31 protein-coding genes and 2 tRNA genes are annotated in these 26,173 nt (G+C 68.9%); 17 read left to right on the plus strand and 16 right to left on the minus strand.

Translation table 11 applies throughout. The annotated features are described in order from the left end of the window. Nucleotides 1-119: 119 nt before the first annotated feature. Nucleotides 120-1,832: a hypothetical protein gene (locus M9M90_RS20395; RefSeq protein WP_254835059.1), complete on the plus strand. Its 1,713-nt coding sequence runs from the start codon at nt 120-122 to the stop codon at nt 1,830-1,832. 78 nt (nt 1,833-1,910) lie between these two features. Then, entirely contained in the window at nt 1,911-2,174 is a 264-nt protein-coding gene (locus tag M9M90_RS20400) for a hypothetical protein (RefSeq protein WP_254835060.1), read from the plus strand. A 25-nt stretch (nt 2,175-2,199) separates the two neighbouring features. On the opposite strand, the gene pseC is transcribed toward M9M90_RS20400, so the two are convergent. Then, nucleotides 2,200-3,351, minus strand: coding sequence for a UDP-4-amino-4,6-dideoxy-N-acetyl-beta-L-altrosamine transaminase (pseC, locus tag M9M90_RS20405; protein ID WP_254835061.1), 1,152 nt, complete (start codon nt 3,349-3,351; stop codon nt 2,200-2,202). 3 nt (nt 3,352-3,354) lie between these two features. Next, nucleotides 3,355-4,413, minus strand: a complete 1,059-nt coding sequence (gene pseB / locus M9M90_RS20410; RefSeq protein WP_254835062.1) for a UDP-N-acetylglucosamine 4,6-dehydratase (inverting) — start codon at nt 4,411-4,413, stop codon at nt 3,355-3,357. Nucleotides 4,414-4,508: 95 nt separating this feature from the next. Here pseB and M9M90_RS20415 point away from each other — a divergent pair, with 95 nt between their 5' ends. Beyond that, the gene (locus M9M90_RS20415; RefSeq protein ID WP_254835063.1) at nt 4,509-4,907 is read left to right on the plus strand and encodes a Tat pathway signal protein; all 399 of its coding nucleotides are present in this window, start codon (nt 4,509-4,511) and stop codon (nt 4,905-4,907) included. Between the two features lie 170 nt (nt 4,908-5,077). Here the strand turns inward: M9M90_RS20415 and M9M90_RS20420 are convergent, their stop codons facing one another. From M9M90_RS20420 to M9M90_RS20430, 3 genes are read right to left on the minus strand one after another with little or no spacing between them, the layout of a single operon-like run. Further along, on the minus strand, nt 5,078-5,854 hold the full coding sequence (locus M9M90_RS20420) for an SDR family oxidoreductase (protein WP_254835064.1): 777 nt from the start codon (nt 5,852-5,854) through the stop codon (nt 5,078-5,080). Nucleotides 5,855-5,874: 20 nt separating this feature from the next. Further along, a complete protein-coding gene (locus tag M9M90_RS20425) occupies nt 5,875-6,180 on the minus strand; it encodes a 4a-hydroxytetrahydrobiopterin dehydratase (RefSeq protein ID WP_254835065.1) in 306 nt (101 codons plus the stop codon). Further along, entirely contained in the window at nt 6,177-6,836 is a 660-nt protein-coding gene (locus tag M9M90_RS20430) for an HAD-IA family hydrolase (protein WP_254835066.1), read from the minus strand. Before M9M90_RS20430 ends, M9M90_RS20425 begins: the two co-directional genes overlap by 4 nt. Before the next feature lie 102 nt (nt 6,837-6,938). On the opposite strand from M9M90_RS20430, the gene M9M90_RS20435 reads away from it, so the two are divergent. From M9M90_RS20435 to M9M90_RS20455, 5 genes are all read left to right on the plus strand, one after another. After that, the gene (locus tag M9M90_RS20435; RefSeq protein WP_254835067.1) at nt 6,939-7,337 is read left to right on the plus strand and encodes a VanZ family protein; all 399 of its coding nucleotides are present in this window, start codon (nt 6,939-6,941) and stop codon (nt 7,335-7,337) included. 122 nt (nt 7,338-7,459) lie between these two features. Continuing rightward, nucleotides 7,460-8,332 (plus strand): hypothetical protein, encoded by an 873-nt coding sequence (locus M9M90_RS20440; protein WP_254835068.1) that lies wholly within the window; start codon nt 7,460-7,462, stop codon nt 8,330-8,332. A gap of 51 nt (nt 8,333-8,383) precedes the next feature. Continuing rightward, entirely contained in the window at nt 8,384-9,154 is a 771-nt protein-coding gene (locus M9M90_RS20445; RefSeq protein WP_254835069.1) for a hypothetical protein, read from the plus strand. A gap of 146 nt (nt 9,155-9,300) precedes the next feature. Then, nucleotides 9,301-9,831, plus strand: coding sequence for an SRPBCC family protein (locus M9M90_RS20450; protein WP_254835070.1), 531 nt, complete (start codon nt 9,301-9,303; stop codon nt 9,829-9,831). A gap of 69 nt (nt 9,832-9,900) precedes the next feature. Then, on the plus strand, nt 9,901-10,293 hold the full coding sequence (locus M9M90_RS20455) for an MmcQ/YjbR family DNA-binding protein (protein ID WP_254835071.1): 393 nt from the start codon (nt 9,901-9,903) through the stop codon (nt 10,291-10,293). A 17-nt stretch (nt 10,294-10,310) separates the two neighbouring features. On the opposite strand, the gene M9M90_RS20460 is transcribed toward M9M90_RS20455, so the two are convergent. Together M9M90_RS20460 and M9M90_RS20465 are read right to left on the minus strand one after the other, a co-directional pair. Beyond that, nucleotides 10,311-10,387: transfer RNA gene (locus M9M90_RS20460), tRNA-Arg, on the minus strand. Between the two features lie 52 nt (nt 10,388-10,439). After that, entirely contained in the window at nt 10,440-11,381 is a 942-nt protein-coding gene (locus M9M90_RS20465) for an ABC transporter ATP-binding protein (protein WP_254835072.1), read from the minus strand. A gap of 146 nt (nt 11,382-11,527) precedes the next feature. Between M9M90_RS20465 and M9M90_RS20470 the strand changes: the two genes are divergently transcribed. Further along, on the plus strand, nt 11,528-11,776 hold the full coding sequence (locus M9M90_RS20470) for a zinc-finger domain-containing protein (RefSeq protein WP_254837177.1): 249 nt from the start codon (nt 11,528-11,530) through the stop codon (nt 11,774-11,776). Nucleotides 11,777-12,018: 242 nt separating this feature from the next. Then, nucleotides 12,019-12,816, plus strand: coding sequence for an isocitrate lyase/phosphoenolpyruvate mutase family protein (locus M9M90_RS20475; protein ID WP_254835073.1), 798 nt, complete (start codon nt 12,019-12,021; stop codon nt 12,814-12,816). Here M9M90_RS20475 and M9M90_RS20480 read toward each other — a convergent pair. Continuing rightward, a complete protein-coding gene (locus M9M90_RS20480) occupies nt 12,813-13,367 on the minus strand; it encodes a metallophosphoesterase (protein WP_254835074.1) in 555 nt (184 codons plus the stop codon). The genes M9M90_RS20475 and M9M90_RS20480 overlap by 4 nt on opposite strands. 94 nt (nt 13,368-13,461) lie before the next feature. On the opposite strand from M9M90_RS20480, the gene polA reads away from it, so the two are divergent. Beyond that, a complete protein-coding gene (polA, locus tag M9M90_RS20485; protein WP_254837178.1) occupies nt 13,462-16,320 on the plus strand; it encodes a DNA polymerase I in 2,859 nt (952 codons plus the stop codon). Here polA and M9M90_RS20490 read toward each other — a convergent pair. After that, nucleotides 16,317-17,093 (minus strand): sulfite exporter TauE/SafE family protein, encoded by a 777-nt coding sequence (locus tag M9M90_RS20490; protein ID WP_254835075.1) that lies wholly within the window; start codon nt 17,091-17,093, stop codon nt 16,317-16,319. The genes polA and M9M90_RS20490 overlap by 4 nt on opposite strands. A gap of 3 nt (nt 17,094-17,096) precedes the next feature. Continuing rightward, a complete protein-coding gene (locus M9M90_RS20495; protein ID WP_254835076.1) occupies nt 17,097-17,450 on the minus strand; it encodes a helix-turn-helix transcriptional regulator in 354 nt (117 codons plus the stop codon). A gap of 70 nt (nt 17,451-17,520) precedes the next feature. Between M9M90_RS20495 and M9M90_RS20500 the strand changes: the two genes are divergently transcribed. Then, nucleotides 17,521-18,408 (plus strand): MBL fold metallo-hydrolase, encoded by an 888-nt coding sequence (locus M9M90_RS20500; RefSeq protein WP_254835077.1) that lies wholly within the window; start codon nt 17,521-17,523, stop codon nt 18,406-18,408. A 68-nt stretch (nt 18,409-18,476) separates the two neighbouring features. Beyond that, nucleotides 18,477-19,337 (plus strand): DUF1206 domain-containing protein, encoded by an 861-nt coding sequence (locus M9M90_RS20505; protein ID WP_254835078.1) that lies wholly within the window; start codon nt 18,477-18,479, stop codon nt 19,335-19,337. Between the two features lie 21 nt (nt 19,338-19,358). On the opposite strand, the gene M9M90_RS20510 is transcribed toward M9M90_RS20505, so the two are convergent. Then, nucleotides 19,359-19,434: transfer RNA gene (locus M9M90_RS20510), tRNA-Ala, on the minus strand. 116 nt (nt 19,435-19,550) lie between these two features. Between M9M90_RS20510 and M9M90_RS20515 the strand changes: the two genes are divergently transcribed. Together M9M90_RS20515 and M9M90_RS20520 are read left to right on the plus strand one after the other, a co-directional pair. Continuing rightward, nucleotides 19,551-19,865 carry a YggT family protein gene (locus tag M9M90_RS20515; protein ID WP_254835079.1) on the plus strand — a complete coding sequence of 105 codons (315 nt, stop codon included), beginning with the start codon at nt 19,551-19,553 and terminating at the stop codon, nt 19,863-19,865. A gap of 4 nt (nt 19,866-19,869) precedes the next feature. Next, the gene (locus M9M90_RS20520) at nt 19,870-20,154 is read left to right on the plus strand and encodes a DUF167 family protein (RefSeq protein ID WP_254835080.1); all 285 of its coding nucleotides are present in this window, start codon (nt 19,870-19,872) and stop codon (nt 20,152-20,154) included. Here M9M90_RS20520 and M9M90_RS20525 read toward each other — a convergent pair. The 4 genes from M9M90_RS20525 to M9M90_RS20540 all read right to left on the minus strand — a co-directional run bounded on the left by M9M90_RS20525 (nt 20,145) and on the right by M9M90_RS20540 (nt 23,737). Beyond that, on the minus strand, nt 20,145-21,434 hold the full coding sequence (locus M9M90_RS20525) for an ammonium transporter (protein WP_254835081.1): 1,290 nt from the start codon (nt 21,432-21,434) through the stop codon (nt 20,145-20,147). The genes M9M90_RS20520 and M9M90_RS20525 overlap by 10 nt on opposite strands. Before the next feature lie 111 nt (nt 21,435-21,545). After that, the gene (locus M9M90_RS20530; RefSeq protein ID WP_371876882.1) at nt 21,546-22,985 is read right to left on the minus strand and encodes a methyl-accepting chemotaxis protein; all 1,440 of its coding nucleotides are present in this window, start codon (nt 22,983-22,985) and stop codon (nt 21,546-21,548) included. 36 nt (nt 22,986-23,021) lie between these two features. Next, nucleotides 23,022-23,507, minus strand: coding sequence for a chemotaxis protein CheW (locus M9M90_RS20535; RefSeq protein ID WP_254835082.1), 486 nt, complete (start codon nt 23,505-23,507; stop codon nt 23,022-23,024). Next, nucleotides 23,507-23,737 (minus strand): hypothetical protein, encoded by a 231-nt coding sequence (locus tag M9M90_RS20540; RefSeq protein ID WP_254835083.1) that lies wholly within the window; start codon nt 23,735-23,737, stop codon nt 23,507-23,509. The genes M9M90_RS20535 and M9M90_RS20540 overlap by 1 nt, the downstream gene beginning before the upstream one ends. A 138-nt stretch (nt 23,738-23,875) precedes the next feature. Between M9M90_RS20540 and M9M90_RS20545 the strand changes: the two genes are divergently transcribed. Continuing rightward, complete coding sequence (locus M9M90_RS20545; protein WP_254835084.1) at nt 23,876-24,637, plus strand: Sir2 family NAD-dependent protein deacetylase; 762 nt, start codon at nt 23,876-23,878, stop codon at nt 24,635-24,637. Between the two features lie 58 nt (nt 24,638-24,695). Here M9M90_RS20545 and M9M90_RS20550 read toward each other — a convergent pair whose 3' ends face one another. Then, nucleotides 24,696-24,965, minus strand: coding sequence for a hypothetical protein (locus tag M9M90_RS20550; protein ID WP_254835085.1), 270 nt, complete (start codon nt 24,963-24,965; stop codon nt 24,696-24,698). Nucleotides 24,966-25,209: 244 nt separating this feature from the next. Here M9M90_RS20550 and M9M90_RS20555 point away from each other — a divergent pair, with 244 nt between their 5' ends. Then, nucleotides 25,210-26,142 carry an EpsD family peptidyl-prolyl cis-trans isomerase gene (locus M9M90_RS20555; protein ID WP_254835086.1) on the plus strand — a complete coding sequence of 311 codons (933 nt, stop codon included), beginning with the start codon at nt 25,210-25,212 and terminating at the stop codon, nt 26,140-26,142. The last annotated feature ends 31 nt before the right edge of the window (nt 26,143-26,173 follow it).

Here is a 26,173-nt window from a genome sequence, read left to right on the forward strand (position 1 = left end):
AGCCCGCCGGACCAATGAGTTCCCACCCGCCGCGACACTCGGACACGAGACAGGGCGATAGGATAAATCGAGTATTAAGCTTGTTCGGCGAACGTGATGGACTGAAAGGGCGTCATCACGTGCAAGGTCATCAAGTCCACTATGAAGTATTCTCGCGCCGGGCGCCGGGCGGAGGCTGGACTCTTGACCAGGCTACGGAGAACCGCGCCCAGGCCATCGCCAACGCCCAGGAGATGATGAAGGAGGGCAAGGTCGCCGCGGTGCGGGTCACCAAGGAGACCCTCGATCCGGAAACCCGCGAGTTCCAATCGGTCACCATCCTGAACCTTGGGTCGACCGAGACCGTCAAGAAGAAGAAGGTCGTCGAGAACCAGGACCCGCTCTGCGTCTCGCCGCAGGACCTCTACACCGTCCACGCACGCGAACGCATCGGCCGCCTGCTGGAAGGCTGGCTGGAGCGCAAGGGCGCCACCCCGTTCGAACTGCTGCACCGCGCCGACCTGGTGGAGGAGCTGGAAGCGTCGGGCACCGATCTGCAGCACGCTATCCAGAAGGTCGCCATTCCCGAGGCTCAGGCCCGGGACATGACCGTCCACGAACTGATCCGGACCTTCTCCAGCCTGGTCGAGCGCGCCATCGAGCGGCTGCTGAAGGATTTCCGCAAGGGCGGCATGCCCAATATCGACGCGGAGGGTTTCGCCCGCGCCGCCGAACGAGTGAGCAAGGATCCCGAGCGGGCCTATCTGTTGGGCGCCGGGGTCGCCGCCTCCATCGCGCCGGCCAAGACCTGGTCGGAGAAGATTTCCCGGCTGCTCGACCTGGCCGACGCCGCCCCGGTGACGGGCCCGCCCCGGGGCCTGGCCCTGCAGGTGATCGAACAGCCCCTTGCCGAGATCCTCGGCTCCAAGACTGGCCTCGACTACGTGATCGGCAAGGATCTGGACCTGGGCGGCCAGCTCGCGGCCATGACCCGGCTGGCGGCCTGCGACGCGATCGACGCCCTGATGCGGGTCGAACCCTCGGTGGCCAAGGTCATGCCGCCGCTTTCGGAGGCCGCCACCCGGCTCTCCAAATGGCTGGCGGCCGAGGACTTCGAGAGCGTCCGCGCCGCCATCGCCCGCCGCGTAGTGCGCGAACTGAACGGCCCCCGCCGCCTGCGCCCCGGCGACGCCACCGGCGAGATCGAGGTCATGCGCGGTCTGGCCATGGCGCTCACCGCCGCGGCCGGCGCCCTGCTGCCGCTCGACGACATCCAGGCCGCCTTCGTCCAGCGATCCAAGATGCTGGTCACCGGCGACTTCGTGGAGGTCTATCTGGGCCGCGAGCGCTCGGCCCGCGAGGAGGCCGAGGCCCTGATGTGGCTGGTGGAGAACGTAATCGGCGGCGCCAACAAGCGCCAGGCCGGCCGCTATCTGGGCGCCGGCGTCGCCGCCCTGCGCTTCGAAAAGGAATTCCGCAACGGCCCGCAGACCGCCGCCGTCAAGCTCCAGGTCCTCGCCGCCCTGCAGCGCTCGGTGGGCCGCAGCGGCCTGGTGGCCGAGGACTACGGCCCGATCCAGGCCAAGATCGGCGACGTGGGCGGCATGGTCGAGGCCGACGCCCGACTGGTCCAGACCCTGGCCCGCACCCCGGCGTCCCCGTCGCAGAAGCTGCTGCTGATGCTGCGCCTGGCCGTGGGCGAGGTCGCCCCCCTCGGCCCCGCCGCCGACCGCGCCAAACACGAGGCCTTCAAGCTGGTCCGCCAGGACGACACCCGCGCCGACCTGATCGAACAGCCGGAGTGCATGGGCAAGGTGCGCGAGCTGCTGGGGGTGTTGGGGCACGCGGCTTAGGGTGGCGAAACCGTTTGGAAGTCGCGCGAAGCTCCGCGCATGATAGAGTCACGAGCGTCCCAAGCTACGAAGCGATCCATGACGCCGAATGTCGATGATGGCCTTCCTCAGCCAAAGCGCTCCGGCGACGGCTTCTGGACTATTCCTCGCCTGCTGGGCCTTTTGGCTGCGCTCATAGTGGCGCATCTAGGCGCTTCGGCGGCCTACAGCGCTGGCTTCCTCTCCACGCCCCTGTTTGGCGCCTGGGCCATGGCGATGAACCTGGGACAAGCGGCCATTTTCCTTCCGATTACGCTTCGCCTGTACAGACACTACAAGAAGCTGCGGAGCGGCGGGCCTTAATGGCAGCGGCGCTTAGGGATGGCTGCTAACCTCCCAGCACCTCGGCCAGCGCCGCGACCACCTGATCCACGTCCTCGTCCGCCATCCCCGGATAGAGCGGCAGGGAGAGGCAGCGGTCGTACCAGGCGTTCGCGCCGGGCAGGTCGAGCTCGCCGTAGCGTTCCCGGTAGTAGGGCTGGGTGTGGACCGGGATGTAGTGGACCTGGGTGCCGACGCCGCGCGTCTTGAGCGCCTCGACCACCTCGCGCCGCATCTTGCCGGCGGCCTCGAAGTCGATCAGGGCGACCATCAGGTGCAGCACCGGGTCGCTCCAGTCCGGACGGGTCGCCAGACGCACGAGCGGGGCCAGGGGCGCCAGGGCCTCGGCGTAGCGCGCGGCCAGCAGCCGGCGTCGGGCGGCGAAGCGGTCGAGCTTGGCGAGCTGGGTAATCCCCAGCGCGCAGAGGATGTCGGACAGGCGGTAGTTGAAGCCCGGCTCCGGCATTTCGTACCACCAGGGATCGCCGCCCTCGGGACGCACCATGCCGTGGCTGCGCAGGCGCCTCAGGCGCTCGGCCAGGCGCGCGTCATTGGTGGTGACCATGCCGCCCTCGCCGGTGGCGATGGTCTTCACCGGGTGGAACGAGAAGGTGGCCATGGCCGAATGACGGCAGTCGCCCACCTTCTCGACGTTGTTGCCGACGGTCAGGGTCGAGCCCAGCGCGTGGGGCGCGTCCTCCACCAGCACGGCCCCTGCTTCGCGCGCCAGGGCCTCGAGCCCCGGCAGGTCGGCCGTGTCCCCGCGCAGGTGGACCGGCAGGACCGCGCGGAGTTTTCGGTCTCCCACTCGGGTCAACGCGTCCGCCAAGGTGTCGGCGGTCATCAGCCCCGTCTCGGCATCGACGTCGGCGAAAACCACCTCGGCGCCCACATAGCGGGCGCAGTTGGCGGTGGCGAGGAAGGTGATGGACGGCGCGATCACCACCTCCCCCGGCTGGACGTCGAGGGCCAGCATGGCCAGGTGCAGGGCCGCGGTGCCGTTGGCGCAGGCGATGGCGTGCTTGGCCCCCACCACCTCGCGGAAGGCCGCCTCGAAGGCGTCCACCGTCGGGCCCGTGGTCAGGAAGTCGCCGCGCAGGGCTTGCGCGACCGCGGCGATGTCGTCGTCCTCGATGGTCTGGCGGCCGTAGGGGAGCATGGCCTAGTCGGTCGCCCGGCGGCGGCGGCCGTCCGGACCGCGATCTTCCAGCAGGGTCAGCAGCCCGTCGCCCGACAGCCACTCCTCATTGGTGTCGCTGGCGTAGGAGAAGCCTTCCTCGACCAGGGGATGGGTGTGGGCGAAGGGATCGCGCGGATATTCCACGAAGGCCGGCTCGATGGCGTAGCGGTCGCCCAGGTCGACCGTGGTGCGCGCGTCGTCCACCGAGATCATCATCTCGTGCAGCTTCTCGCCGGGTCGGATGCCGATCACCTTGATGGCGACGCCCGGCGCCATGGCCTGCGCCAGGTCGGTCATCTTCATGGAGGGGATCTTGGGCACGAAGATCTCGCCGCCGCGCATCTGGTTCAGGGACGACAGCACGAAGTCGACCCCCTGGTTCAGCGTGATCCAGAACCGGGTCATCCGCGCGTCGGTGATCGGCAGCTCGGTCACGCCCTTGGCGATCAGCCGCTGGAACAGCGGGGCCACCGAGCCGCGCGAGCCCACCACATTGCCGTAGCGGACCACCGAGAACCGCGTCCCGATGTCGCCCGACAGGTTGTTGGCCGCCACGAAGGTCTTGTCCGAGGCGAGCTTGGTCGCCCCATAGAGGTTCACCGGGTTGCAGGCCTTGTCGGTGGAGAGCGCCACCACCTGCTTCACGTGGTTGTACAGGCAGGCCCAGACCACGTTCTCGGCGCCCATGATATTGGTGTGGATGCACTCCGAGGGATTGTATTCCGCCGCCGGGACCTGTTTCAGCGCCGCGGCGTGGATCACGATGTCGACGCCGCGCATGGCCAGCTGCAGTCGCTCGCGATCGCGCACGTCGCCCAGGAAGAAGCGCATGGGCGTCAGCGTCGCGGCGTCGAACTTCTCCGCCAGATCGATCTGCATCTCGTGCTGCTTCAGCTCGTCGCGGGAATAGACGATCAGTTTCCGAGGCTTGGCCTGGGTCAACACGGTCTCGATGAAGCGGCGCCCGAACGATCCCGTGCCGCCGGTGACCAGGATCACCTTGCCGTCGAGATCCAGGGAAGTGGGTGCGAACCGGCCCAAAAGCGGCGCTCCTGAAGGGAAATGCGAATCTTCGCCGCACTCTCGACCCCCGGACGTAAAGAGAGCGCTAACCATGATGTGGCGTGCTGTCGCGCATGGACAGCCGCCCCCTCCTCGCCCTCGCCCTGATCGCCGCGCTCGCGCCGGGCGCAGCCCTGGCCTCCGGCCCGGAGAAGAAGAAGGGCGGCGGCCTGACCTTCATCCAGCTCAACACCCTGACGTCCACGGTGATCCGCCCCGACGGCCGCCGTGGGGTGCTGACGGTGGAGACCGGGATCGACGTCCCCGACGAGAAGCTGCGGGCCAAGGCCGAGATGCTCGTGCCGCGGCTGCGGGCGGCCTATGTCCAGTCGTTGCAGATCTACGCCTCTGGCATGAACCCCAATTCGGCGCCCAACGCCGACCAGCTGGCGATCCAGCTGCAGCGCGAGACCGACCGGGTCATGGGCCAGAAGGGAGCCAAGCTGCTGCTCGGCACGATGCTGATGAACTGACTATTTCAGTTCCTCCCCCAGCGCGCAGCGCGGTTTGGGGGAGGTGGATCGTCGCCTCTTCGCGACGAGACGGAGGGGGTTGAAGCGCACAAAAGCGAGTCAAAGTCCCCCTCAGTCAGCTTCGCTGACAGCTCCCCCAGAGGGGGAGCATCTAGGCCCTTGTTGCAGTCTCACATCGCCGAGATGCCGCCGTCGAGCTTCAGCTCCGCGCCGGTCATGAACTTGCTCTCGTCGCTGGCCAGATAGAGCACCGCATTGGCGATGTCCTCGGGCTCGCCGATGTGGCCGAGCGGGATCTGGCGAGCCAGCTTGCCCTCGGCGACCTCCTTGCCGAACTGCTGGCGCAGGGGGTCGAGGATCGGGGTGTCGATGAAGGTCGGATGGATGGAATTCGAGCGGATATCCAGGCCCTGCTTGGCGCAGTGCAGGGCGATGCCCTTGCTGAGCAGCCAGACCCCGGCCTTCGAGGCGTTGTAGACCGGCGAGTTGTGGGCCGCGATCAGGCCCGCGATCGAGGAGATGTTGACGATCGAACCCGGCTGGCAGGCGCGCATGTATTTCAGCGCGTGCTTGGTCCCGAGGAACACCGAGTCGACATTGACGCTCATCACCAGCTTCCAGTCCTCGAGACTGAGCTGCTCGATATTGCCGCCGCGGCTGATGCCGGCGTTGTTGACCAGGACCGAGATGCCGCCCATGGCCGCATCGGCCTCCTCCAGGGCGAAGATCCACTGGTCTTCCTTTGTGACGTCCAGCGGGAAGGCGAAGGCCGTACCTTCCCCGTGCGCCGCGTTGATCTCGGCGGCGACCGCCTTGGCGCCTTCATGATTGATGTCGGCGATGGAGACCTTGGCCCCCTCGTCGGCCAGCTTGCGCGCCATGGCCGCGCCCAGCCCCTGTGCTCCGCCGGTGATGAAGGCCTTCTTGCCCGCGACCCGTCCCGCCATCGTCGTCTCCCGTCCGCTTGTTATTTGCCGCCGGCCGCCGCGGCGGCGTCATTCATGAAGGTGGCCAGGGTGACGTCCAGCTCGGTGACGCCGTCGGCGTCGTGGGTTGCGAGCGTCACGTCCACCCGATTGTAGACATTGAACCACTCCGGATGGTGGTCGAGTTGCTCGGCGCGTATCGCCGCGCGGGTCATGAAGCCGAAAGCCGCGTTGAAGTCGGCGAACTTGAAGCTGCGCTGGATGGCGTCGCGCTCTCCGGGCAGGGTGCTCCAGCCCGGCAGGCGGGCGAGCGCCGCCTGGGCGCCGATCCTGGCCGGCCTGGTCACGCCGAGATCTCCGCCTCGAAGATCAGGCCGGTGGCGGCCGAGAGCTCGGCCAGGGTCAGGTCGACGTCGGTCACCTTGATGGCGCGCATGCCCAGCGCCGCGGCCGGTTTGCAGTTGATGCCCAGGTCGTCGAGATAGACGCAGTTCTCCGGCGCCACGGCCAGGGCTTCGCACATCATCAGGTAGATCCTCGGGTCGGGCTTGCGCACCCCGGCCTTGGAGCTCTCGATGACGTGGTCGAACAGCGGGAGGATCTGGCCCATGGCGCCGGCCGCCTGCTGGGGCGCATCGGCGCCCGGGCTGTGGTGGCTGACCATGTTGTTGGTGATGCAGCCGACCTTGAAGTGCGCCTTGCAGGTCCGCAGCGCCGCCACCATCCGCGGCCGCACGGCTCCCGACAGCAGGGGCAGGACGTCGCGACCAGGCACCGGATGGCCGAGCGCCGTGGATTCGGCCAGGAACAGGTCGTCGAAGCCCCTGGCGTCGACCTCGTTGCGCTCGAACAGGGCCCAGGCGTTGGTGTCGGGATTGGTGGAATTGACCTTGCGGATCAGGTCCTTGGGCACGCCGTTCGCCGCCTCGTAGCGCGCGAAGGCCTCGAAGGGCGAGGTGGTGAACACCCCGCCGAAATCCCAGATCACCGCCTCGACCGTCATGAATTCAATCCGCCGTTTGAAATGCGGCGCGACGCTAGCGCCCGGCCGCCGAAAGTGGAAACCGCTTTTGCCGGAAGCCGCGTTCACAGGCTAGAGAGGGGCATGCGCGCCACCTTCGCCTTCATCCCCCGGCCCCTCCGCCTGGGCGTCTTCCTGCTGGCGGTCGGCGTGATCCTCTACCTGACCCTCGCGCCCAGCGAAGACGTCCCGGGCGACAGCCTGATCTGGGACAAGGCGGCGCACGCCATCGCCTTCGGGCTGCTGGTGCTGATCGGCCTGTTGTTCTCAACCCATCGCCGCTGGAAGGTGGTGCTGGCGGTCTGGGGCCTGGCGGTCGGGATCGAGGTGGCGCAGGCCATGATGCCGTTCGGCCGCCAGGGGGACTGGCGCGACGCCCTGGCCGACACCGTCGGAATCGTTATTGGGTTAACCTTCTGGTCCCTCGCCCGGCGCTTGAAGCCGAGGCCGCCAGCGCTGGAAAAAGACCTTTCGTTACAATAGAATATTCTTAATTGTCGCCCGTCAGGCGCGGTGGCCTCGCCCCTGGGGTGAAAGCCACAGCGTTAACGGGAATTGATCCGCATCCTTGGGGTTACGTCTCTGTAGCTGCCGGAAAATCCGCCATGCGCCTGCGTTCGATCCTGCCTCTCGCCGCCTTCCTGGCGCTCGCCGCGTGCGACAACGCCGCCGAGCGGCCGAAGATCGCCTCGAAGGACGCCACGCCGGGCGCGGTCACTCAGGTTCTGCCGGCCCCGAAGGCCGCGGCTCCGGGAACCCAGGCGGCCGCCGGCTGCTGCGCGTGCCCGACGCCGGCCCAGGTCGCCGCCTGTCCTCCCAGCATGGCGCCCGAGCGCGCCGCGCCGCCGGTGAAGGTCAAGCATCACGGCGCCTACAAGGCCCGCCGCCATGTCGCCGCCCGCGCCCCGGCTCGGACCGAACGGCGTGCCGAGCGCCGATATGTCCGCGTCGAACGCCCTGCCTACGCGCCCGTCGAGCGCGACTACGCGCGCGTCGAGCGCCACGAGGAGACGCGCATCGAAGAACGCCGCGACTATGCCCGCGAGGACTTCGAGCGCCGGGAGATGGAGCGCCGAGACTTCGAGCATCGCGAGTTCGAGCGTCGCGAATACGAACGCCGCGAGTTCGCCCGCCGCGATCTGGAACGTCGCGACCTCGAGCGCCGCGAAATGGCGCGCCGGGAATTCGAACATCGCGAGATGGCCCGCCGCGACGAGGAGCGCCGGCAGCAGGCGCGCCACGAGGAAGAACGCCGTCTGCAGCTCGCCTGGCGCGAACAGGAAGCCCGTCGCGCGGCCCGCGCCTATGACGATGTCCGCCGCGAGGAGCGCTACGAGTCCTCGGTCCGCTATTCGGAACGCAGCGGCGGCTACAGCTCGGGCGGGTACGCGTCCGGTGGGTCGGCCTGCAACACCTGCATCCGTCCCGCCGCCGGCCGCGACGCCGCCGGCTTCCTGACCTGGCCCGGCAAGCGCTAGACCGCGCCCCGCGACGGCTCCTATCATCGCCCCCAGTTTCAGGGGGACTTCATGGCCAAGGGTCAGGCGAAGGGCGGCAAACCCGCCCCGTCGATCTATCTCGCGACGCCGGCCTATGGCGGCCTCGTCTACATCCACTACGTCCAGTCGCTGCTGGCCCTGACCACCGCCTGCATCAGCCGGGGCGTGCGGCTGCGCAGTGAGATGATGGGCGGAGAAGCCCTGATCCAGCGCGGCCGCGCCCGGATGCTGGCCAAGTTCCTCAACGAAACCGACGCCAGCCACATCCTGTTCTGCGACGCCGACATCGGCTTTGCGCCCGACAACCTCTGGCGGCTGCTTAAGTCGGGCCATGACGTCGTCGCCGGCGTCGCCCCGGCCAAGACCCTCAACTGGGAGAAGGCCCGCCTCGCGATCCTGGCCGGCGCCAAGGACCTGCAGACCGCCGCCCAGCAGTATGTGGTTCGCTTCCTGCCCACGCCCGACAACAGTGTCCAGGTAGAGGACGGTTTCGCGCGCGTGGCCTATTGCGGAACCGGCTTCATGCTGATCAGCCGCAAGGCCGCCAAGACGGTGGTCGAGGCCCATCCCGAACTCACCGCCAAGATGGGCGACATGGCCGAGGGCGGCGGCGACGCGGTCATGGTGTTCGACACCATGATCGAGCCGGGGACCGGCCAGTACCTTTCCGAGGACTACGCCTTCTGCCGCCGCTGGCGCGACCTGGGCGGGGAAATCTGGGTCGACCTGGAATCGCCCCTGACCCACGTGGGCACGGGAACCTTCACCGGCGCCGCCATCCACGCCCTCCGCAAGGGCTGACGCAATCGTTCAACCGAACAGTTGACAATCCCTTCCGTGCCGATATGTTAAACCACATGGTTCAACAACTCGGCGCCAGCCTCGCCGAACGCTTCCGAATTCTTGAAAGCTTGCTGCGCCAAAGCCCGAAGGAGCAAACCGATCCGATGACGTCCGCCAATGGCCACGGCCGCCTGGTCGCGCCCGACACCGTCCGCTTCGAACGCCTGTTGCCCGGTCCCGTCGACCGGGTCTGGGCCTATGTCACCGACGGCGAGATGCGCGGGAAGTGGCTGGCCTCCGGGGTCTGGGACCTCCGTGTCGGCGGCCGGGTCGAGCTGAATTTCATGCATGCCGACCTCTCGCCCATCAAGGAGCCGCCCCCTCCCGGATTCGAGCAGATGGCCGGGGGGCATTCGGCGGTCGGCGAGGTCCTGGCGATCGATCCGCCGCGCATGGTGGCGATCACCTGGGAGGGCGGCTCGAACGTGACTTTCGAGCTGGCCGAGCGCGGCGACGAGGTCCTGCTGACCCTCACCCACCGCAAGCTCGCCTCCCGCGCCGAGCTGCTCAACGTCGCCGGCGGCTGGCACACCCACCTGGGGGTGCTGGAGGACCAGGCCCGTGGCCGCGCGCCCAAGCCGTTCTGGTCGGCCTGGCTGGCGCTCAAGGGCGAATATGAGGCGCGCATTCCCTGATCGAGCCGAGGCGGTCGGGCAATCCCGGCCGCCCCTTGGGTCCGCCGCGCGAATGAGGGAAGCTCAGGCTTGCCCGACCCGGAAACCCCAGTGCTGAGCCCAGATCCGCAAGCCGTCCTCGCGCGCCTCCGCGCCGCCTCCCTGTCCCTGGCCGAGACCGACGAGGTCATCTCGCACGGCATCCCGGCCTTCCGGGTGGCGGGCAAGATGTTCGCGTATTTCAGGCACAACCATCACGGCGACGACTTGACCGTGGTCTGCGTCAAGACCTCCGGGCGCGACGAGCAGGAGCTTCTGATGGAGCTCGATCCCGACCTCTATAGCTGGCCGGCCTATCTGGGCCCCTCGGGCTGGATCTCCATCAACCTCGCCCCCGACGACACCGACTGGACCCACGTGGCCGACCGGCTGGGCGCCAGCTGGCGCCTGGCCGCGCCGAAGCGCCTGCTGCCCGTGGTGTAGGTTTTCAAGGGAACCGCTGGCGCACCCGACACGATTCGAACGTGTGACCTTTGCCTTCGGAGGGCAACGCTCTATCCAGCTGAGCTACGGGTGCATATGCGCGGGAAGGCTCCTCTAGCGGAAAGCGCGCCCGAACGAAAGAGCCGTCAGGCCGCCGCCTTGGACGTCAGCGAGACGAAGACGTCCTCCAGGTCCGGGTCCTCCGTCGAGATGTCCCTGATGTGCAGGCCGGTGGCTCGGACGGCGGCCAGCACCTGCTCCACGCTAGACTGGCCGGTCCGATAGGTGACCGAGAAGGCGCCGCCCGGGCGGGCCTTGGTCTCGAAGCCAGCCACCTCGGGCGCGACCATCAGCGGCTCTTCCGGCGTGACGACGACATTGCGGGTGTCGAGGCGCTTCAGCAGGGTGGCGGTGGGCTCGCAGGCCACCACCTCGCCGCGGTTGACGATGGCGATCTGGTCGCAGAGCTCCTGGGCCTCTTCCAGATAATGGGTGGTGAGCACGATGGTCACGCCCTTGCGGTTCAGCTCCACCACATAGGCCCAGAGCTGGCGGCGCAGCTCCACGTCCACCCCGGCGGTGGGCTCGTCCAGGATCAGCACCGGGGGATTGTGCACCATGGCCTTGGCGACCATCAGCCGGCGCTTCATGCCGCCGGAGAGCTGGCGGACATAGGCCTCGGCCTTGTCGCCCAGGCCCAGCGCATTGAGCAGCTCCATGGTCCGGCGCTCCTTGGCCGGCACCCCATACATGCCCGCCTGGACCTCCAGGCTTTCGCGCGGGGTGAAGAAGGGGTCGGCGGAGATCTCCTGCGGCACCACCCCGATGGCGGCGCGAGCGTCGCGCGGGCGCTCGTCGATGTCGCGGCCCCAGATGCGCACGGTCCCGGCGGTCTTCTTGGTGAGGCCGGCCAGGGTGTTGATGAAGGTCGACTTGCCCGCCCCGTTCGGGCCCAGCAGGCCGAAGATCGAACCGCGCGGGATCTTCAGGTCGAGACCGCGCAGGGCGTGCATCTCCGGCGTGGTCTTGGTGGCCGGATAGATCTTCACCAGGCCTTCGGCCTCAATGGCGTAGTCGGGAAGGGTCATTCAAAAGCGCCTAATTGACGGGCCGAGCCGTGGTCGCATACCTAGGCGCGCGCGGCGCATACGCCAAGCTTCCGCCGCCGGAGATCCTATTGATGGCCCGCAAAGCCCCCGTTCCCGACCAAGGCCGCTCGACCAGGCTCGAGCCCATGCCGGCCAAGCCGGCCCTGACCCCGAACCTGCCGCCCTCGGAAGTGATCGTGGTGCGTTCCGGCCGGGTCGCCTGCGACGGCGTCGGGGGCGCGCTCGGCCATCCCCGGGTCTGGCTGGAGATGGGCGAGGCGACCTTCGTCGAATGCCCCTACTGCGACCGCCGCTTCGTCCTGCCCGCGGGTTCCGAAGGGCCCGAGGACGAACGCCTCGCCCCCGGCGTCTACGAGGGCCCGCACGGGCACTGAGCACCCAGATCCTGCCCCAGCGCGCAGCGCGATTTGGGGGAGGTGGATCGTCGCCCCTTCGCGGCGAGACGGAGGGGGCTTCATCCACGGCGGGATGAGTCAAAGTCCCCCTCAGTCGGCCATCGGCCGACAGCTCCCCCAGAGGGGGAGCATCTACGGGGTGTCCCCGTCCGATTTCCGCCAGCATGTCACGGCGGCCCTACCTATATCGTCCTTCAGCAAACCCTGGAGGCGACCCCCCAATGAGCCAAGCCGAGACCTTCCGCGCCCTGCACGCCGGGCCTGACATCCTGGTGCTGCCCAACGCCTGGGACGCGGCCAGCGCCGCCCTGATGGAGGACGCCGGGGCCAAGGCCGTGGCCACCTCCTCGGCCGCGGTCGCCTGGGCGCATGGCTATGCCGACGGCGACATCCTGCCGGTCCCGACCCTGCTGGCCGCCATCGGCGAGATGGCGCGGGTGATCAAGGTTCCGCTCACGGCCGACATCGAGGGCGGCTATTCCGACGACCTGGCGACGGTGGCGCAGACCATCAGAGGCGTGATCGACGCCGGCGCGGTGGGGATCAATTTCGAGGACGGCGCCCGCGATCCCGACCTGCACGTGCGCAAGATCGAGGCCGTGCGCGAGGCCGCCGCCCAGGCCGGCGTGGCCCTCTTCGTCAACGCCCGGATCGACGTCTATCTGAAGGGCCTGGCCAAGGGCGAGGAAGCCCTGGCCGAGACCCTGCGCCGTGCCGAGCTCTACAAGGCGGCCGGCGCGGACGGAATCTTCGTCCCCGGCCCCGCCGAGGACGCCCTATTGGCGACCCTGGCGAAGGAGATCGCCCTGCCGCTCAATGTCATGGGCCGGCCCGGCGTGGCCCCGGCCGCAAGGCTGCAGGCGCTCGGCGTGCGGCGGTTGTCATCGGCCACGGCGCCGTTCCGCGCGGCCTATGCGGCGCTGGGAACCTCGATCACGGCCTATCTGAAGGACGGCGACGCCGGTGCCCTGGCCATGCTGGGCAAGGACCTGCCTGACCTTAACAAGCGGTTCGGCTAGCGGCCGACCTCGACGAACTGAAAATCGAACCGGTCATCGGCGACCTCAAGGCGGAGGAAGGACCCGGGCGCGCCATCCTCCAGGCCCGTGGGCAGGGTGGCGCTTCCAGGGTTGAGCGCCATGCAGCCGGGGAACCAGCCCGACTGGGGGACATGGGTCGAGGCGAAGAGCAGGGCGGTGATCTCGCCGCCGAACAGCTCCCGGCACCTCGGGCGGAAATTGTAGTCGGGGTTGAACGGATCGACGGAACTGGCGAGGCCAGCGGCCACCGGATCGAAGACGCAGCCCAGGCGCGTCGCGCCGAGTTGCAGGACACGGACCTGCAGGGCCGTGCGCGGATCGTCGCTGTCGTCCTGCCCGCGTACGCCCAGCACCGGGGCGATCTGCGCCAGGCGGTCGAGGCCCGCGGCCTCGCCCATGTCGCCCAGGGTGACGATCAGGTCGACCCCGGCCAGGGCCTCGAGGATCTGCGGCGTCCAGTCCGCACCGCCGCCCGGATGGATGTGGCAATCGGCGAGAACGGCGACGATGACGGGGTCGGACTGGGCCATGGCGGAAGCCTAGCCCCAAGACAGCCGGTCGCACACGGGCGATATTGCGATCTGGCGGGTGACCACGGCGTCCCTCGCGCCTATCTTCCCCACCATGACCGAGACCCTCGACGCCGCCCCGCCGCCCCTCGACGACCTTCCCCGCGACCACACCCAGGACGGACCGGCGGTCCGGCTCTATCTGGTGGACGGGTCGGGCTTCATCTTCCGCGCCTATCACGCCCTGCCGCCCCTGACGCGGAAGTCGGACGGCCTGCCCATCGGGGCGATCTCGGGCTTCTGCAACATGCTGTGGAAGCTGCTGGTGGACATGAAGGCCCAGGAAGAGGCTCCGACCCACCTGGCGGTGATCTTCGACCATTCGGAGAAGACCTTCCGCAATAAGCTGTACGACCAGTACAAGGCCCACCGCCCGCCGCCGCCCGAGGATCTGATCCCGCAGTTCCCGCTGATGCGCGACGCCACCCGCGCCTTCGGCGTGCCCTGCCTGGAGCTGCCCGGCTACGAGGCCGACGACCTGATCGCGGCCTATGCCTGCAAGGTCCGCGACGCCGGCGGCGAAGTGGTGATCATCTCGTCCGACAAGGACCTGATGCAGCTCATCGGGCCCCGAGTTTGGATGCTCGACACCATGAAGAACCTGAAGATCGGCGCCGAGCAGGTGTTCGAGAAGTTCGGGGTGACGCCGGACCGGGTGGTCGACGTCCAGGCCCTGTGCGGCGACAGCGTCGACAACGTGCCCGGCGCCCCGGGCATCGGGGTCAAGACCGCCGCCCTTCTGATCAACGAATACGGCGACCTGGACTCGGTCCTGGCCCGCGCCGGCGAGGTGAAGCAGGAGAAGCGCCGCCAGACCCTGATCGATTTCGCCGACCAGATCCGCCTGTCGCGGGAGCTGGTGCGGCTGGACTGCGACACCCCCCTGCCCTCGCCGATCGACGACCTGGCGGTGGCCGACCCGGACCCCGCGACCCTCGCCCAATTCCTCGAGGAGATGGAGTTCCGCAGCCTGGCCCGGCGCGTGGCCGGCGGCGGGACGGCGGCCCCGGCGGCGACCGCTCCGGCCCCCCAGCCCGTGGCCGGCGACCACGGCCCCATCGACACCAACGCCTATGTCTGTGTGCGCGACCTCGCCACCCTCGACGCCTGGATCGCCAGCGCCAGCGCCCTGGGCGTGGTGGCCTTCGACACGGAGACCGACGCGCTGTCCTCCGCCAACGCCAATCTCTGCGGCGTCTCCCTGGCCGTGGCGCCGGGCGAGGCCTGCTACATCCCCGTGGGCCACGAGCACGAGGGCGCGGGCGGGCTGGAATTCGAGACCCCGGCCGAGATCGAGCAGATCCCCTGTGAAGAGGTGATGGCGCGTCTGAAGCCGCTGCTGGAGGACCCGGCAGTCCTGAAGGTGGCGCAGAACGCCAAGTACGACATCGCGGTCCTGTCGCGCTACGGGATCGACGTCACGCCGATCGATGACACCATGCTGATCAGCTACGTTCTGGAGGCCGGTATTCACAAGAGCCACGGCATGGACGAGCTGTCCAAGCGGTGGCTCGACCACGAGCCGATCAAGTTCAAGGCCGTCACCGGGACCGGCAAGACCCAGAAGAGCTTCAAGCACGTGCCGCTGGAGCCGGCCACCTGCTACGCCGCCGAGGACGCCGACGTCACCCTGCGGCTGTGGCTGCTGCTGCGGCCCCGACTGATCCTTGCGGGCCTGCTCACCGTCTACGAGACCCTGGAGCGCAAGCTGCCCACCGTGCTGGCGGAGATGGAGAACCACGGGATCAAGGTCGATCCCGAGCGCCTGCGCCAGCTCTCCAACGACTTCTCGGTGCGCATGGGAGAGTTGGAGCTCGAGGCCCACAGGCTCGCCGGCCGGCCGTTCAACCTGGGCTCGCCCAAGCAGATCGGCGACCTGTTGTTCCAGGAGATGGGGCTCGCCTCGGGCCGAATGACCGCCACGGGCGCCGCCTCGACCGACGCCTCGATGCTGGAGGACCTAGCGGCCAAGGGCCATGAACTGCCCCGCGTCCTGCTGGACTGGCGCCAGCTCTCCAAGCTCAAGGGCACCTATACCGACAACCTGATCCCGGCCATCGCCCCGCGGACGGGCCGGGTCCACACCTCCTATGCCCTGGCCTCGACCACCACCGGGCGGCTGTCGTCGTCGGATCCCAACCTGCAGAACATCCCGATCCGCACGGAGGAGGGGCGGCGGATCCGCAAGGCCTTCATCGCCGAGCCCGGCAATGTGCTGGTCAGCGCCGACTACAGCCAGATCGAGCTGCGGATCCTCGCCCATGTGGGCGACATTCCCCAGCTGAAGAAGGCCTTCATGGAGGGCCTGGACATCCACGCGGCCACGGCCTCGGAGATGTTCGGCGTGCCCATCGAGGGCATGCCCGCCGAGACCCGGCGGCGCGCCAAGGCGATCAATTTCGGCATCGTCTACGGCATCTCGGCCTTCGGCCTGGCCAACCAGCTGTCGATCCCGCAGGACGAGGCCGGGGCCTATATCAAGACCTATTTCGAGCGCTTCCCCGGCATCCGCGCCTATATGGACCGCACCAAGCAGATGGCGCGGACGCAAGGGTTCGTGACCACCGTCTTCGGGCGGAAGGTCAATATCCCGGCGGTGAACTCCAAGTCGGCCGCCGAGCGGGCCTTCGGCGACCGGGCGGCGATCAACGCCCCGATCCAGGGCGCCGCGGCGGACGTCATTCGCCGCGCCATGATCCGCATGCCCGCGGCGCTGAAGGCCGAGGGGCTCTCGGCTCGGATGCTGCTTCAGGTCCACGACGAACTGGTCTTCGAGGCGCCGGAGGCCGAGGCGGAGGCCCTGATCGCGGTGGCGAAGCGGGTCATGGAGCGGGCGGCCGAGCCGGCGGTGTCATTCAGCGTGCCCCTGGTGGTCGAGGCCCGCGCCGCGGCCAACTGGGACGATGCGCACTAGGTAAGCGTGCGGAACGCCACGTAGGCGGCGGTCAGCAGCACCATGATCGCGAAGGCGCGGCGGGCGATGTCCGCCTGGCTGGCAAGGCGTTGAGCGATAGGGCCGCCTGCCAAGGCGCCGATGCCGCCCCCCGCCACCAGGCAGAGGAAGACCGGCCAGTTGATCAGGCCAGAGGCGGCGTAGCTCGCGCTCGTCGCGCCGCCGAAAAGCACGACCGAGACCAGGGACGACGCCGCGGCGTTGGCGAGCGTCATGCCGGTGGCCGCCATCAGACCCGGAACGATGAGGAAGCCCCCGCCGATTCCGAAGAAACCCGCCGCCAGGCCGACGATCAGCCCAAGCGGCGCGAGCTTCAAGGTCCGCGCCACGTCCAGATGGACGGTCGGGTCGCCCTGCGACTTGCGCGGCAAGAGCATCGAAACGCCAACCAGGCCCATGGCGGCGGCGAACCAAAGCAGCAGTTGTCCGCCATCGACCAGCTTGGCCAGGTGCGCGCCGACCAGGGAGCCGGCAAGGCCCGCCCCGCCGAAGACCAGGGCGCAGGGCCACTTGACCCGCCCGGCGCGCGCCTGGGTCGCCAGGCCGATCAGGGCGTTGACAGCCACGGCGGCGGCCGAGGTGCCGATCGCCACGTGAGTGTCCTCGATCCCGACCACATAGATCAGCAAGGGCGTCGCCAGCACGGACCCGCCGCCGCCGAACACCGACAGCAGCAGACCGATCACGGCGCCGCCGGCGGCCGCGAGCGCCAGGCTGGTGACGAATGGGTCCATCGATCAAGTCTCAGCAGTGCTGGGCATCGGGGTCTTCTTCGCCTCGGCCGGGCAGAATATCTCGGCGAGCGTCGCCACGACCTTGAGAGCAGCGGGGTTCTCGATCCTATACCAGATGGTCTGGGCCTCCCGGCGGGTGGCGACGACGCCTTCCTCACGCAGGACGGCCAGGTGCTGCGACAGGGCCGACTGCGAGAGGCCGACCAAGGGCCGCAGCTCCCCGACAGATCGCTCGCCGTCCGCGAGCTGACACAGGATCATGAGACGCCGCTCGTTGCCCAGCGCACGCAGAAGCTTCGCGGCTTCGGATGCGCTGGCCTCGAACCGGATGATGTCGATGGTCGGGAGATCGAGCATACGGTCAATATATTCATTGAATCTAATTTAGCAATTCCATATATACAGGAGACCCTAGGAGGTTCACCTCATGTCGCCCGACGTTCAGGCCTTTTTCGACACCGCCACGTCCACCGCCACCTACCTGGTCATCGACCCGGCCACGAAAACCGCCGCCATCATCGACCCGGTCCTGGACTTCGAACCGAAGGGCGCGGTGCTCTCCACGGCGTCGGCCGACAGGGTCCTGGCCGCCGTCCGCGACCAAGGGCTGACCCTGGCCTATGTGCTGGAAACCCACGCCCACGCCGACCACCTTTCCGCCGCGGACTACATTCGCCGCGAGACCGGCGCCCGCGTGGTGATCGGCGCCGAGATCACTCGCGTCCAGAAGGCGTTCATCCCGCTGTTCGAGGCCGACGACGTCTCGGCCGACGGGGCTGCGTTCGACATCCTGCTCAAGGAAGGCGACGTGTTGCCGCTTGGCGCGAATTCGATCGCGGTCCTGCATACGCCGGGGCACACGCCGGCCTGCGTCACCTATCTGGTCGGCGACGCGGCGTTCGTCGGCGACACCCTGTTCATGCCTGACTACGGAACCGCGCGGGCCGACTTTCCCGGCGGCGACGCCGCGACCCTCTATCGGTCGATCCGCAAGCTGATGGACCTGCCGCCGGAAACCCGCGTCTACGTCGGCCACGATTACCTGCCGCCTGGGCGCGACAGCTTCCGGTGGCAGACCACGGTGGCCGAGCAGCGCGCCGGCAACATCCACGTCCACGACGGGGTCGACGAAGCCGCCTTCGTGCGGATGCGGCAGGCCCGCGACGCGACGCTCGCGCCGCCGACCCTGATCCTTCCATCCTTGCAGGTGAACATCCGTGCCGGCGCCATGCCGGAGCCGTCCGCCTCGGGACGGGTCTTCCTGAAGTTGCCGGTGACCTTCGCCGAGACGACCAACCCCGTGCGCGCCGCCTAGCCCTGGCGACGGGAACCGAGCCGGCCAGGGCCACGTTCGGGGACGGTTCCACCTGAAAGGGGCTGTCCGTGACCACCCACGCGCTCGCCAGCTATCGGCGCACCCTGCATGACCATCCGCTCGCCGCGGCCATCGAACTGGTCTGCCGCGCGGGCTATGTGGCGCGAGGCTTTGTCTATGTGAGTATCGGCTTCATCGCCCTGCTGGCGGCCCTGGACCGCACGCCGAAGGCCGAGGGGGCCATGGGCGCGCTGGAGGCCTGGGCCGACTGGCCGCTGGGCCTGGTCCTGCTGTGGCTGATCGGAGCCGGCCTCTTCGGCTTCGCCGCCTGGCGCGCACTGCAGTCCGTCTTCGACGCCGACCGGCAGGGACGAAAGCTCAAGGCCCTGGCCTCCCGGGCCGGCCAGGCGATCAGCGGCGTCGTCTACGCTTCGCTGGGGTTCTCGGTGTACGGCCTGATCGACGCGCTCGAAGACCTGCGTGAGGTGGACGACCAGGCAAAAACCCGCGAGGGCCTTGAGACCGCCCTGGCCCTGCCCGGCGGCGAGTTGATGGTCATCGCCGTGGGCCTGTTCGTGCTGGGCGTCGGCGTCGGCAACATCTGGCAGGCGGCGACCAACGACTTCAGCAAGCAGATGTCCTGCGACCGCAAGGTCGGGCGCTGGGTGAGCCTGCTGGGCCGCGTCGGCTATTTTGCCCGCGGCGTGGCCTTCCTGCCGGCCGGCGGCTTCCTGATGCTGGCGGGCCTCAACACCCGGGCGGGCGAGGCGCAGGGCGGACTGGGCGCGGCGCTGGACGCCCTGGAGCGCCAGCCGTTCGGGGGGGCCATCCTCGCCCTGACCGCGCTGGGTCTCATGGCCTTCGGCCTCTTCGCCTTCGCCGAGGCCCGCTATCGGCGCATGAACGTCGACGACGTGGTCGACGCCTGACAGCGATGTCGGCAAGGTTCCTGGTGGAGCCGAGGGGAGTCGAACCCCTGACCTCCTCATTGCGAACGAGGCGCTCTACCAACTGAGCTACGGCCCCAGGAGGCGCGGAATTAGGGGTCTGAGCCCCGGTCTGTCAAGCCGCAGAAGCGTGCGGCTTGCCACGGAAGGGCGGCCAGACGATACAGGGCCGGTCATTCCCTGCTGGAAACCTCGATGATCGCGCTGATCGGATTCGTCTTCTTCATCCTCGATAGCCTGCTGAGCCTCCTGGTCTTCGCCATGATCGCCAGCGCCATCCTCTCCTGGTTGGTGGCCTTCGACGTGATCAACCTGCGCAACCAGTTCGTCTATGGGATCGCCAAGTTCCTCGACGCGGTGACGCGGCCGGTGCTGGCGCCGTTCCAGAAGATCATCCCGCCGCTGGGCAATGTGGACATCAGCCCGATCATCGCCATCCTGGTGATCAGCGGCATCCAGCGCTACCTGCTGCCGGCGGCGCAAGGCGCCCTGCTGAACCTCGTCGTCTAGGCCCATGCGGCTGCCGGTCCGGGTGACGCCCAAGGGCGGCCGGGACGCGGTCGACGGCTGGGCCCTGGATCCGGGCGGCCGGACCTACCTGAAGGTGCGGGTCAGCGCCGCGGCGGCCGATGGCGAGGCCAACGCCGCCCTGACGGCGTTCCTGGCCAAGACCCTGAAGGTCTCCAAGTCCTCCGTGCGCATTGTTTCGGGCGAGACCGCGCGGCTGAAGATGCTGGAGGTCGAGGGCCTGGACGAGGCGGCGCTGGAAGCCGCCTTCGGCGCGCGGCCTCAGGGATAGGCCCGCTCGCCGTGGTTGGCGAGGTCGAGGCCGTCCTCCACCGCCTCGGCCGAGGCGCGTAGCCCGACCGTCCGGCGGACCACGAAGACCAGCACCAGGGTCGCCACGGCCGACCAGGCGCTGACCGCCGCCACGCCGATGACCTGGGTGAGCGCCTGGGAGCCCATGTCGACGCCCTCGGCATAACCCGCCCCGCCGAGCTCAGGGGCCGCCAGCACCGCGACCAGCAAGGTTCCCAGGATGCCGCCCACCCCGTGGACCGCGAACACGTCGAGACTGTCGTCGACCTTGAGTCGGCTCTTCACGAAATCGACGGCCTGGTAGCAGACGAAGCTGCCCACGGCGCCCAGGATCACCCCGCCCAGCGGGCCCACGAAGCCCGAGGCCGGCGTGACGGTAGCCAGGCCGGCCACCACGCCGGTCACTAGGCCGATCATGCTTGCGCGCTTGTACTTGACCCACTCGATCAACGCCCAGACCAGCCCGGCTGTAGCGGCCGACAGGTGGGTGGCGATCAGGGCCGAGCCCGCGGCTCCGTCGGCGGCGAGCGCGCTACCGGCGTTGAAGCCGTACCAGCCGACCCACAGCATAGCCGCGCCCATCATGGTCATGCCCGGATTATGCGGCGGGGAGAGATCGCGCGGGAAGCCGTCGCGCGGACCGAGCCGCCAGGCGATCACCAGGGCCGAGACCCCCGCCGTAGCGTGGACCACCAGCCCGCCCGCATAGTCCATGACCTTCATGGAGGCCAGCCAGCCGCCGCCCCAGACCCAATGGCAGACCGGCGCATAGACCACCAGCAGCCACAGGCCGGAGAACAGCATGACGGCCGAGAACTTGATCCGCTCGACGAAGGCGCCGACGATCAGGGCCGGGGTGATGATGGCGAAGGTCATCTGGAAGCCGAAGAACACGCTCTCGGGGAGGGCGCCTGTGACCGCGTCGCGGCCGACCGAGACGAGGGCGAACTTGGCCAGGTCGCCGACCAGCGGATGGGTCCCGGAGAAGGCCAGGCTGTAGCCGCCGAACAGCCACAGCACCGAGGCCAGGCAGGCGATGCCCACGCAATGCATCATCACCGACAGCACGTTCTTCGAGCGCACCAGGCCCGCATAGAAGAGCGCCAGGCCGGGCAAGGTCATGAACAGCACCAGGGCCGTGGCGCTGAGGATCCAGGCGGTGGCCGCGGGATCGGCGGCGGGCGCGGCGTCCTGCGCCCAGGCCGGAGTCGCGACCATGGCCAGGGTGATCAACCCAATTACGCGTCTCAGGTAAGACATGCCGCCTAGCCCCCAGAATGCGGTTCGACGACCCTGGCTACATGACTCTCTGCCCGGTGTGCAGGCACAATCTTGCGGAGCCCGCCCAAAACCTGGGCGCCGGCCCCGCGCCTAGAATTCTTCCCAGCTGTCCTGGCGGCCGACCACGGCCAGGCGCGGCGAGCCGCCCTGGGCGGCGCGGGCGCGGACGGGCGGGGCGGAGGCCTGGATCGGCTCGCCGTCGTGTGTCCGGAACTGGCCGATCAGCTTGGCGAGTTCCACCGCTTCATTGGCCAGGGCGTGACTGGCGGCGGTGGATTCCTCGACCATGGCGGCGTTCTGCTGGGTCACCTGGTCCATCTGGTTGACCGCGGCATTGACCTGATGGAGCCCGGTCGCCTGCTCCTGGGCGCTGGAGGCGATCTCCGAGACGATGCCGTTGATCTCAGCCACCTGGCTGACGATCACCTGCAGGGCCTTGCCCGTCTCGGCCACCAGGCTCACCCCGTGGCCGACCTGCTCGCCCGAGGCGTGGATCAGGGCCTTGATCTCCTTTGCCGCCTGGGCCGAGCGCTGGGCCAGGGCCCGGACTTCCGAGGCGACGACGGCGAAGCCGCGGCCGGCGTCTCCCGCCCGGGCGGCTTCCACCCCAGCGTTCAGGGCCAGGAGGTTGGTCTGGAAGGCGATCTCGTCGATCACCCCGATGATCTGCTCGATCTGGCGCGACGAGCCCTCGATCTCGCCCATGGCGGCGGTGGCCTTTCGGACCACCTCTGCGCTCTGGGCGGCGTTGACGCGTGCCGTCTCGACCACCCCGCGGGCGTGGGTGGCGCCTTCGGCGGTCCGGCGGACGGTCTCGGTGATCTCGTCGAGGGCCGCGGCGGTTTCTTCCAGGCTGGCGGCCTGGCGCTCGGTGCGGTGGGAGAGGTCGTCGGCGGCGCGGCTGATCTCGTCGGCGCCGGAGCGCATGCTTGAGGTCGCCCCGACCACCACGCCCATGGTGTTCTGCAATTGGCTCATGGCCACGTTGAAGTCGTGCTTCAGAGGCTCGTATTCCGGGGCCACCTCCTGCTCCACGCGGGCGGTCAGGTCACCATGCGCCAGCCGCGCCAGGCCGTCGGCCAGGGCCGCGACGACCACCGCCTGGTGCTGGGAGACGGCAGACCGTTCGGACGACAGGCGATGGCGTTCGGTCTCGGCTGCCGTGCTGGCGGCTTCGCGGCCGGCGCGCACGGCGCGGGCCTCGGCGAGGTCATGGCGCAGGACGTCCAGGGCGCGGGCCAGGACGCCGGTCTCGCCGTTCAGCTCCAGGCCATGCACGGGCTTCTCGTAGCGCCCGGCCGACAGTTCGGCGACCGAGGCCGAGATCTCGACCAGCGGCGTCTTGACCAGGCCGCGAAAAACGACGGAGAGCGCGAACAGGGCCAGGAGTCCAACCGCGATCCCGCCCCCGATCAGCATCATGCCGCCGATCTTGGCTGCGGCCAGTCCCCAGGCCGCGGCGGCCGTGGCGCCCATAGCGCAGGCTGTCGCCCAGGTGAGTTTTGCGGTGATCGACGAGCGGGCCAGCATCTTTGGGGGTGTGTCCTGGTACGCGGAAGGGGGTTGTCAGGCCGCGGCGGCGGCGACCGCCGTCGCCTGAACGTCGGGCGGGAGGATGTGGTCGAGGGACAGCAGCGAGACGATGCCGGTGTCGGTGGTCATCACCCCGGCCACATAGGTGGTCGATTCCACGCTGCCGACCGACGGCGCCGGCTGGATCAGGCCCTCGGTGACGGTGAGGATGTCGGAGACCGCATCGACCACGAGGCCCATCTGGGAGTCGCCTATCTGGGCCACGACCACCACCGAGGAGGGGCCGGGCTCGGCCGCGCCGAGACCGAGTCGGGCGCCGAGATCGATGACGGGCAGGATCGCCCCGCGCAGGTTCATCATGCCCAGGACATGGGGCGGGGCGTGCGGCAAGGGGGTCGCCGCGGTCCAACCCCTAATCTCGCGCACGGCCATGATGTCGATGGCGTAGGCCTGATCGCCGATTCGGACCGAGATCAGTTCCGCCCCGGGGGACGGGATGCGCGACGTCGAAATTTCCATCAGAACTCCTCCCAGCTGTCGGCCTCGAACGCCGGCTCGTGCTTCACCGCGGCGCTTCCGCGGGTGGCATAGGCCCTTGCGCGCAAGGGCTTTGCGGCCGACGAAGCGGCGGGCCTGCGCGCGGCGGTCTGGGGCGAGGCCGCCCCGATGGTGAACTGCCCCATGAGGCGCGCGAGTTCGATCGCCTTGTTGGCGAGGGTCTGGCTGGCGGCGGTGGACTGTTCGACCATGGCGCCATTTTGCGGCCTAACCTGATCCATCTGATTAACGACGCGGTCGACCGCGCTCGGGCGGTTGATGGCCTGGCTCCGCTGGTTGCCAGCAGGCTCGCCGGGCGCTCCTATGTCGCCGAAAGGGGCGCGACGGCCATGGATCAACTCTCAACACGCGGCAGCCCCGCCTCGCGCCGCGATCTCGCACGGGCGATCGCGCAGGCGGGCAAGGTTGTGGTGTTCACGGGCGCCGGCATCTCCACTGAATCGGGCGTGCCCGACTTCCGCAGTCCGGGCGGGGTGTGGAGCCGCATGACCCCGATCAGGTTCCAGGACTTCGTCGCCGACGAGGCGAAGCGGCGGGAAGCCTGGACGCGAACCTTCTCGGGCGCGGCGCGATGGACGGGAGCCAAGCCCAACGCCGGGCACGCGGCGGTGGCGCGGCTGGTGGCGGAGGGCAAGGTCACCGCCGTCATCACCCAGAACGTCGACAACCTGCACCAGGAGTCCGGCGTGCCGGCGGACCAGATCGTCGAACTGCACGGCAACGCCCACTACGCCCGCTGCCTGGCCTGCGGGCTGCGCCACGAATTCGACGACTTCCGGGACGCTTTCCTGGAGCGCGGGGTCATACCGGCCTGCCGCGACTGCGGCGGCCTTGTGAAATCGGCCACCATCTCTTTCGGCCAGGCCATGCCCTCCGAGCCCATGGCCCGGGCCGAGGCCGCGACCCTCGACTGCGACCTCTTCCTGGTGCTCGGATCATCCCTGGTGGTCTATCCGGCGGCCGGCTTCCCGCTCCTGGCGAAGCGCAACGGGGCGCGCCTGGCGATCGTCAACCGCGAGCCGACGGACCAGGACATCCATGCCGACCTGGTCCTGCACGACGAGATCGGCCCGGTCATGAGTCAGCTCTAGGCCGCGCGGCGGGGGGCGGGACCTGCATCCCCGGCGACGAGCTGCGCCGCTGTCGGGATCACCGTTTTGCGGGCCGGGCCCTCAGCCTGGCGGGCGGCGGGTCGGCGCGGAAGTCTCCGGCCGTCCCCAGCTTGGCGTTGCAGGAGGGACAGCGGACCTCGGCGGCGTCCTCCAGCCCGGGGGCGACCGACAGCCCGGCCCCGCACGGCTTGCACTTCCACTCGTGAGCCGGAGGCGGCGGAGGCGGCGGCGCGGGCGCGCCCGGCACGATCACCTTGGGCGGATTCTTCAGCTTCAGGATCGGGCGGCGTCGAGGCTCGTCGGTCATGGCGGCGGTTCCGAGATGGCCCAGCGCGCGCGGGCGCCGGGCGTTCTCTCCCGTCCATCGCCCCCATGCAACAGGAAAGGTGTTCGACGTTTCGCCGCGAAGTCGTCGAATAATGGCAACCGCTTGAACATCTTTATCGCTTAACAGGGCGAACGGCTGGTCAAGACTGCCAGCGGTAGTATTCTTCTAACGACACGCGGGCGAGATGCCTTGCCACGTACATGAATTCCGGGGGAGAGAACCCATGAAGTTGACTTGGACCCATGGCGCGGCCCTGCTCGCCAGCGTAGCGATCAGCGGCTGCGGCCTGGGAGGCGACAAGGCGCCGAAGGGCCAGGTGGTCGCCACCGTCGACGGCGAGGAAATCACGGCCATGGAGCTCAACGCTGAACTGGCCGGCGTGCAGATCGCCGACGCCACCCAGCGCAAGCAGGCCGAGCAGGCGGCCCTGAAGCAGATCATCCTGCGCAAACTCCTCGTCCAACAGGCCAAGGAGGAGAAGCTCGACAAGACGCCGGCGTTCTCCCAGCAGCGCGACCGCGCCGAGGAGAACCTGCTCGCCGGCATGATGCAGAAGAAGATGTCCCAAGGGATCGCCGATCCACCGAAGGCCGAGGCCGAGAAGTTCGTGGCCGAGCACCCGGCCATGTTCGCCAACCGCCGGGTCATGGTGGTCGATCAGATCGTCACCACCCCCATCAGCCCCGCGGTCAGCAAGCAGCTGGAGCCGACCACCACCCTCGAGCAGGTCGAGGCCGTCTTCCGGGCGAACAATCTCGACTTCCAGCGCACCACGGTGGTCCTGGACACGCTGAATGCGCCGCCGGCCTTCATCACCACCCTCGAGAAGCTGCCGCCGGGCGAGATCTTCGTCTTCCCGCGCCCCGGCGCGGTGATCGTCAACCAGATCCGCGACACTCGCTCCACGCCCTTCGTCGGCGATCGGGCGGTGACCTACGCCCTGGCCGGCCTGAAGAGCCTCCGCGTCCAGGAATCCGTCGGCAAGAAGATGGAGATCCTGGAGAAGGGGGCCGCGTCCAAGATCCAGTACAACGAGGCCTACAAGCCCAAGCCGGCCCCGAAGGCCCCAGCGGGCAAGTCGGCCGCCCCGGCCGCCAAGCCCGGCGCCCCGGCTCCGACCACTCCGGCCACTCCGTCCGCCGTCCCTAAGACGTAGGGACGCGAGCGAACCGGCGCGGCTGGGCCGC

Source organism: Phenylobacterium sp. LH3H17, from assembly GCF_024298925.1.
GTDB lineage: Bacteria > Pseudomonadota > Alphaproteobacteria > Caulobacterales > Caulobacteraceae > Phenylobacterium.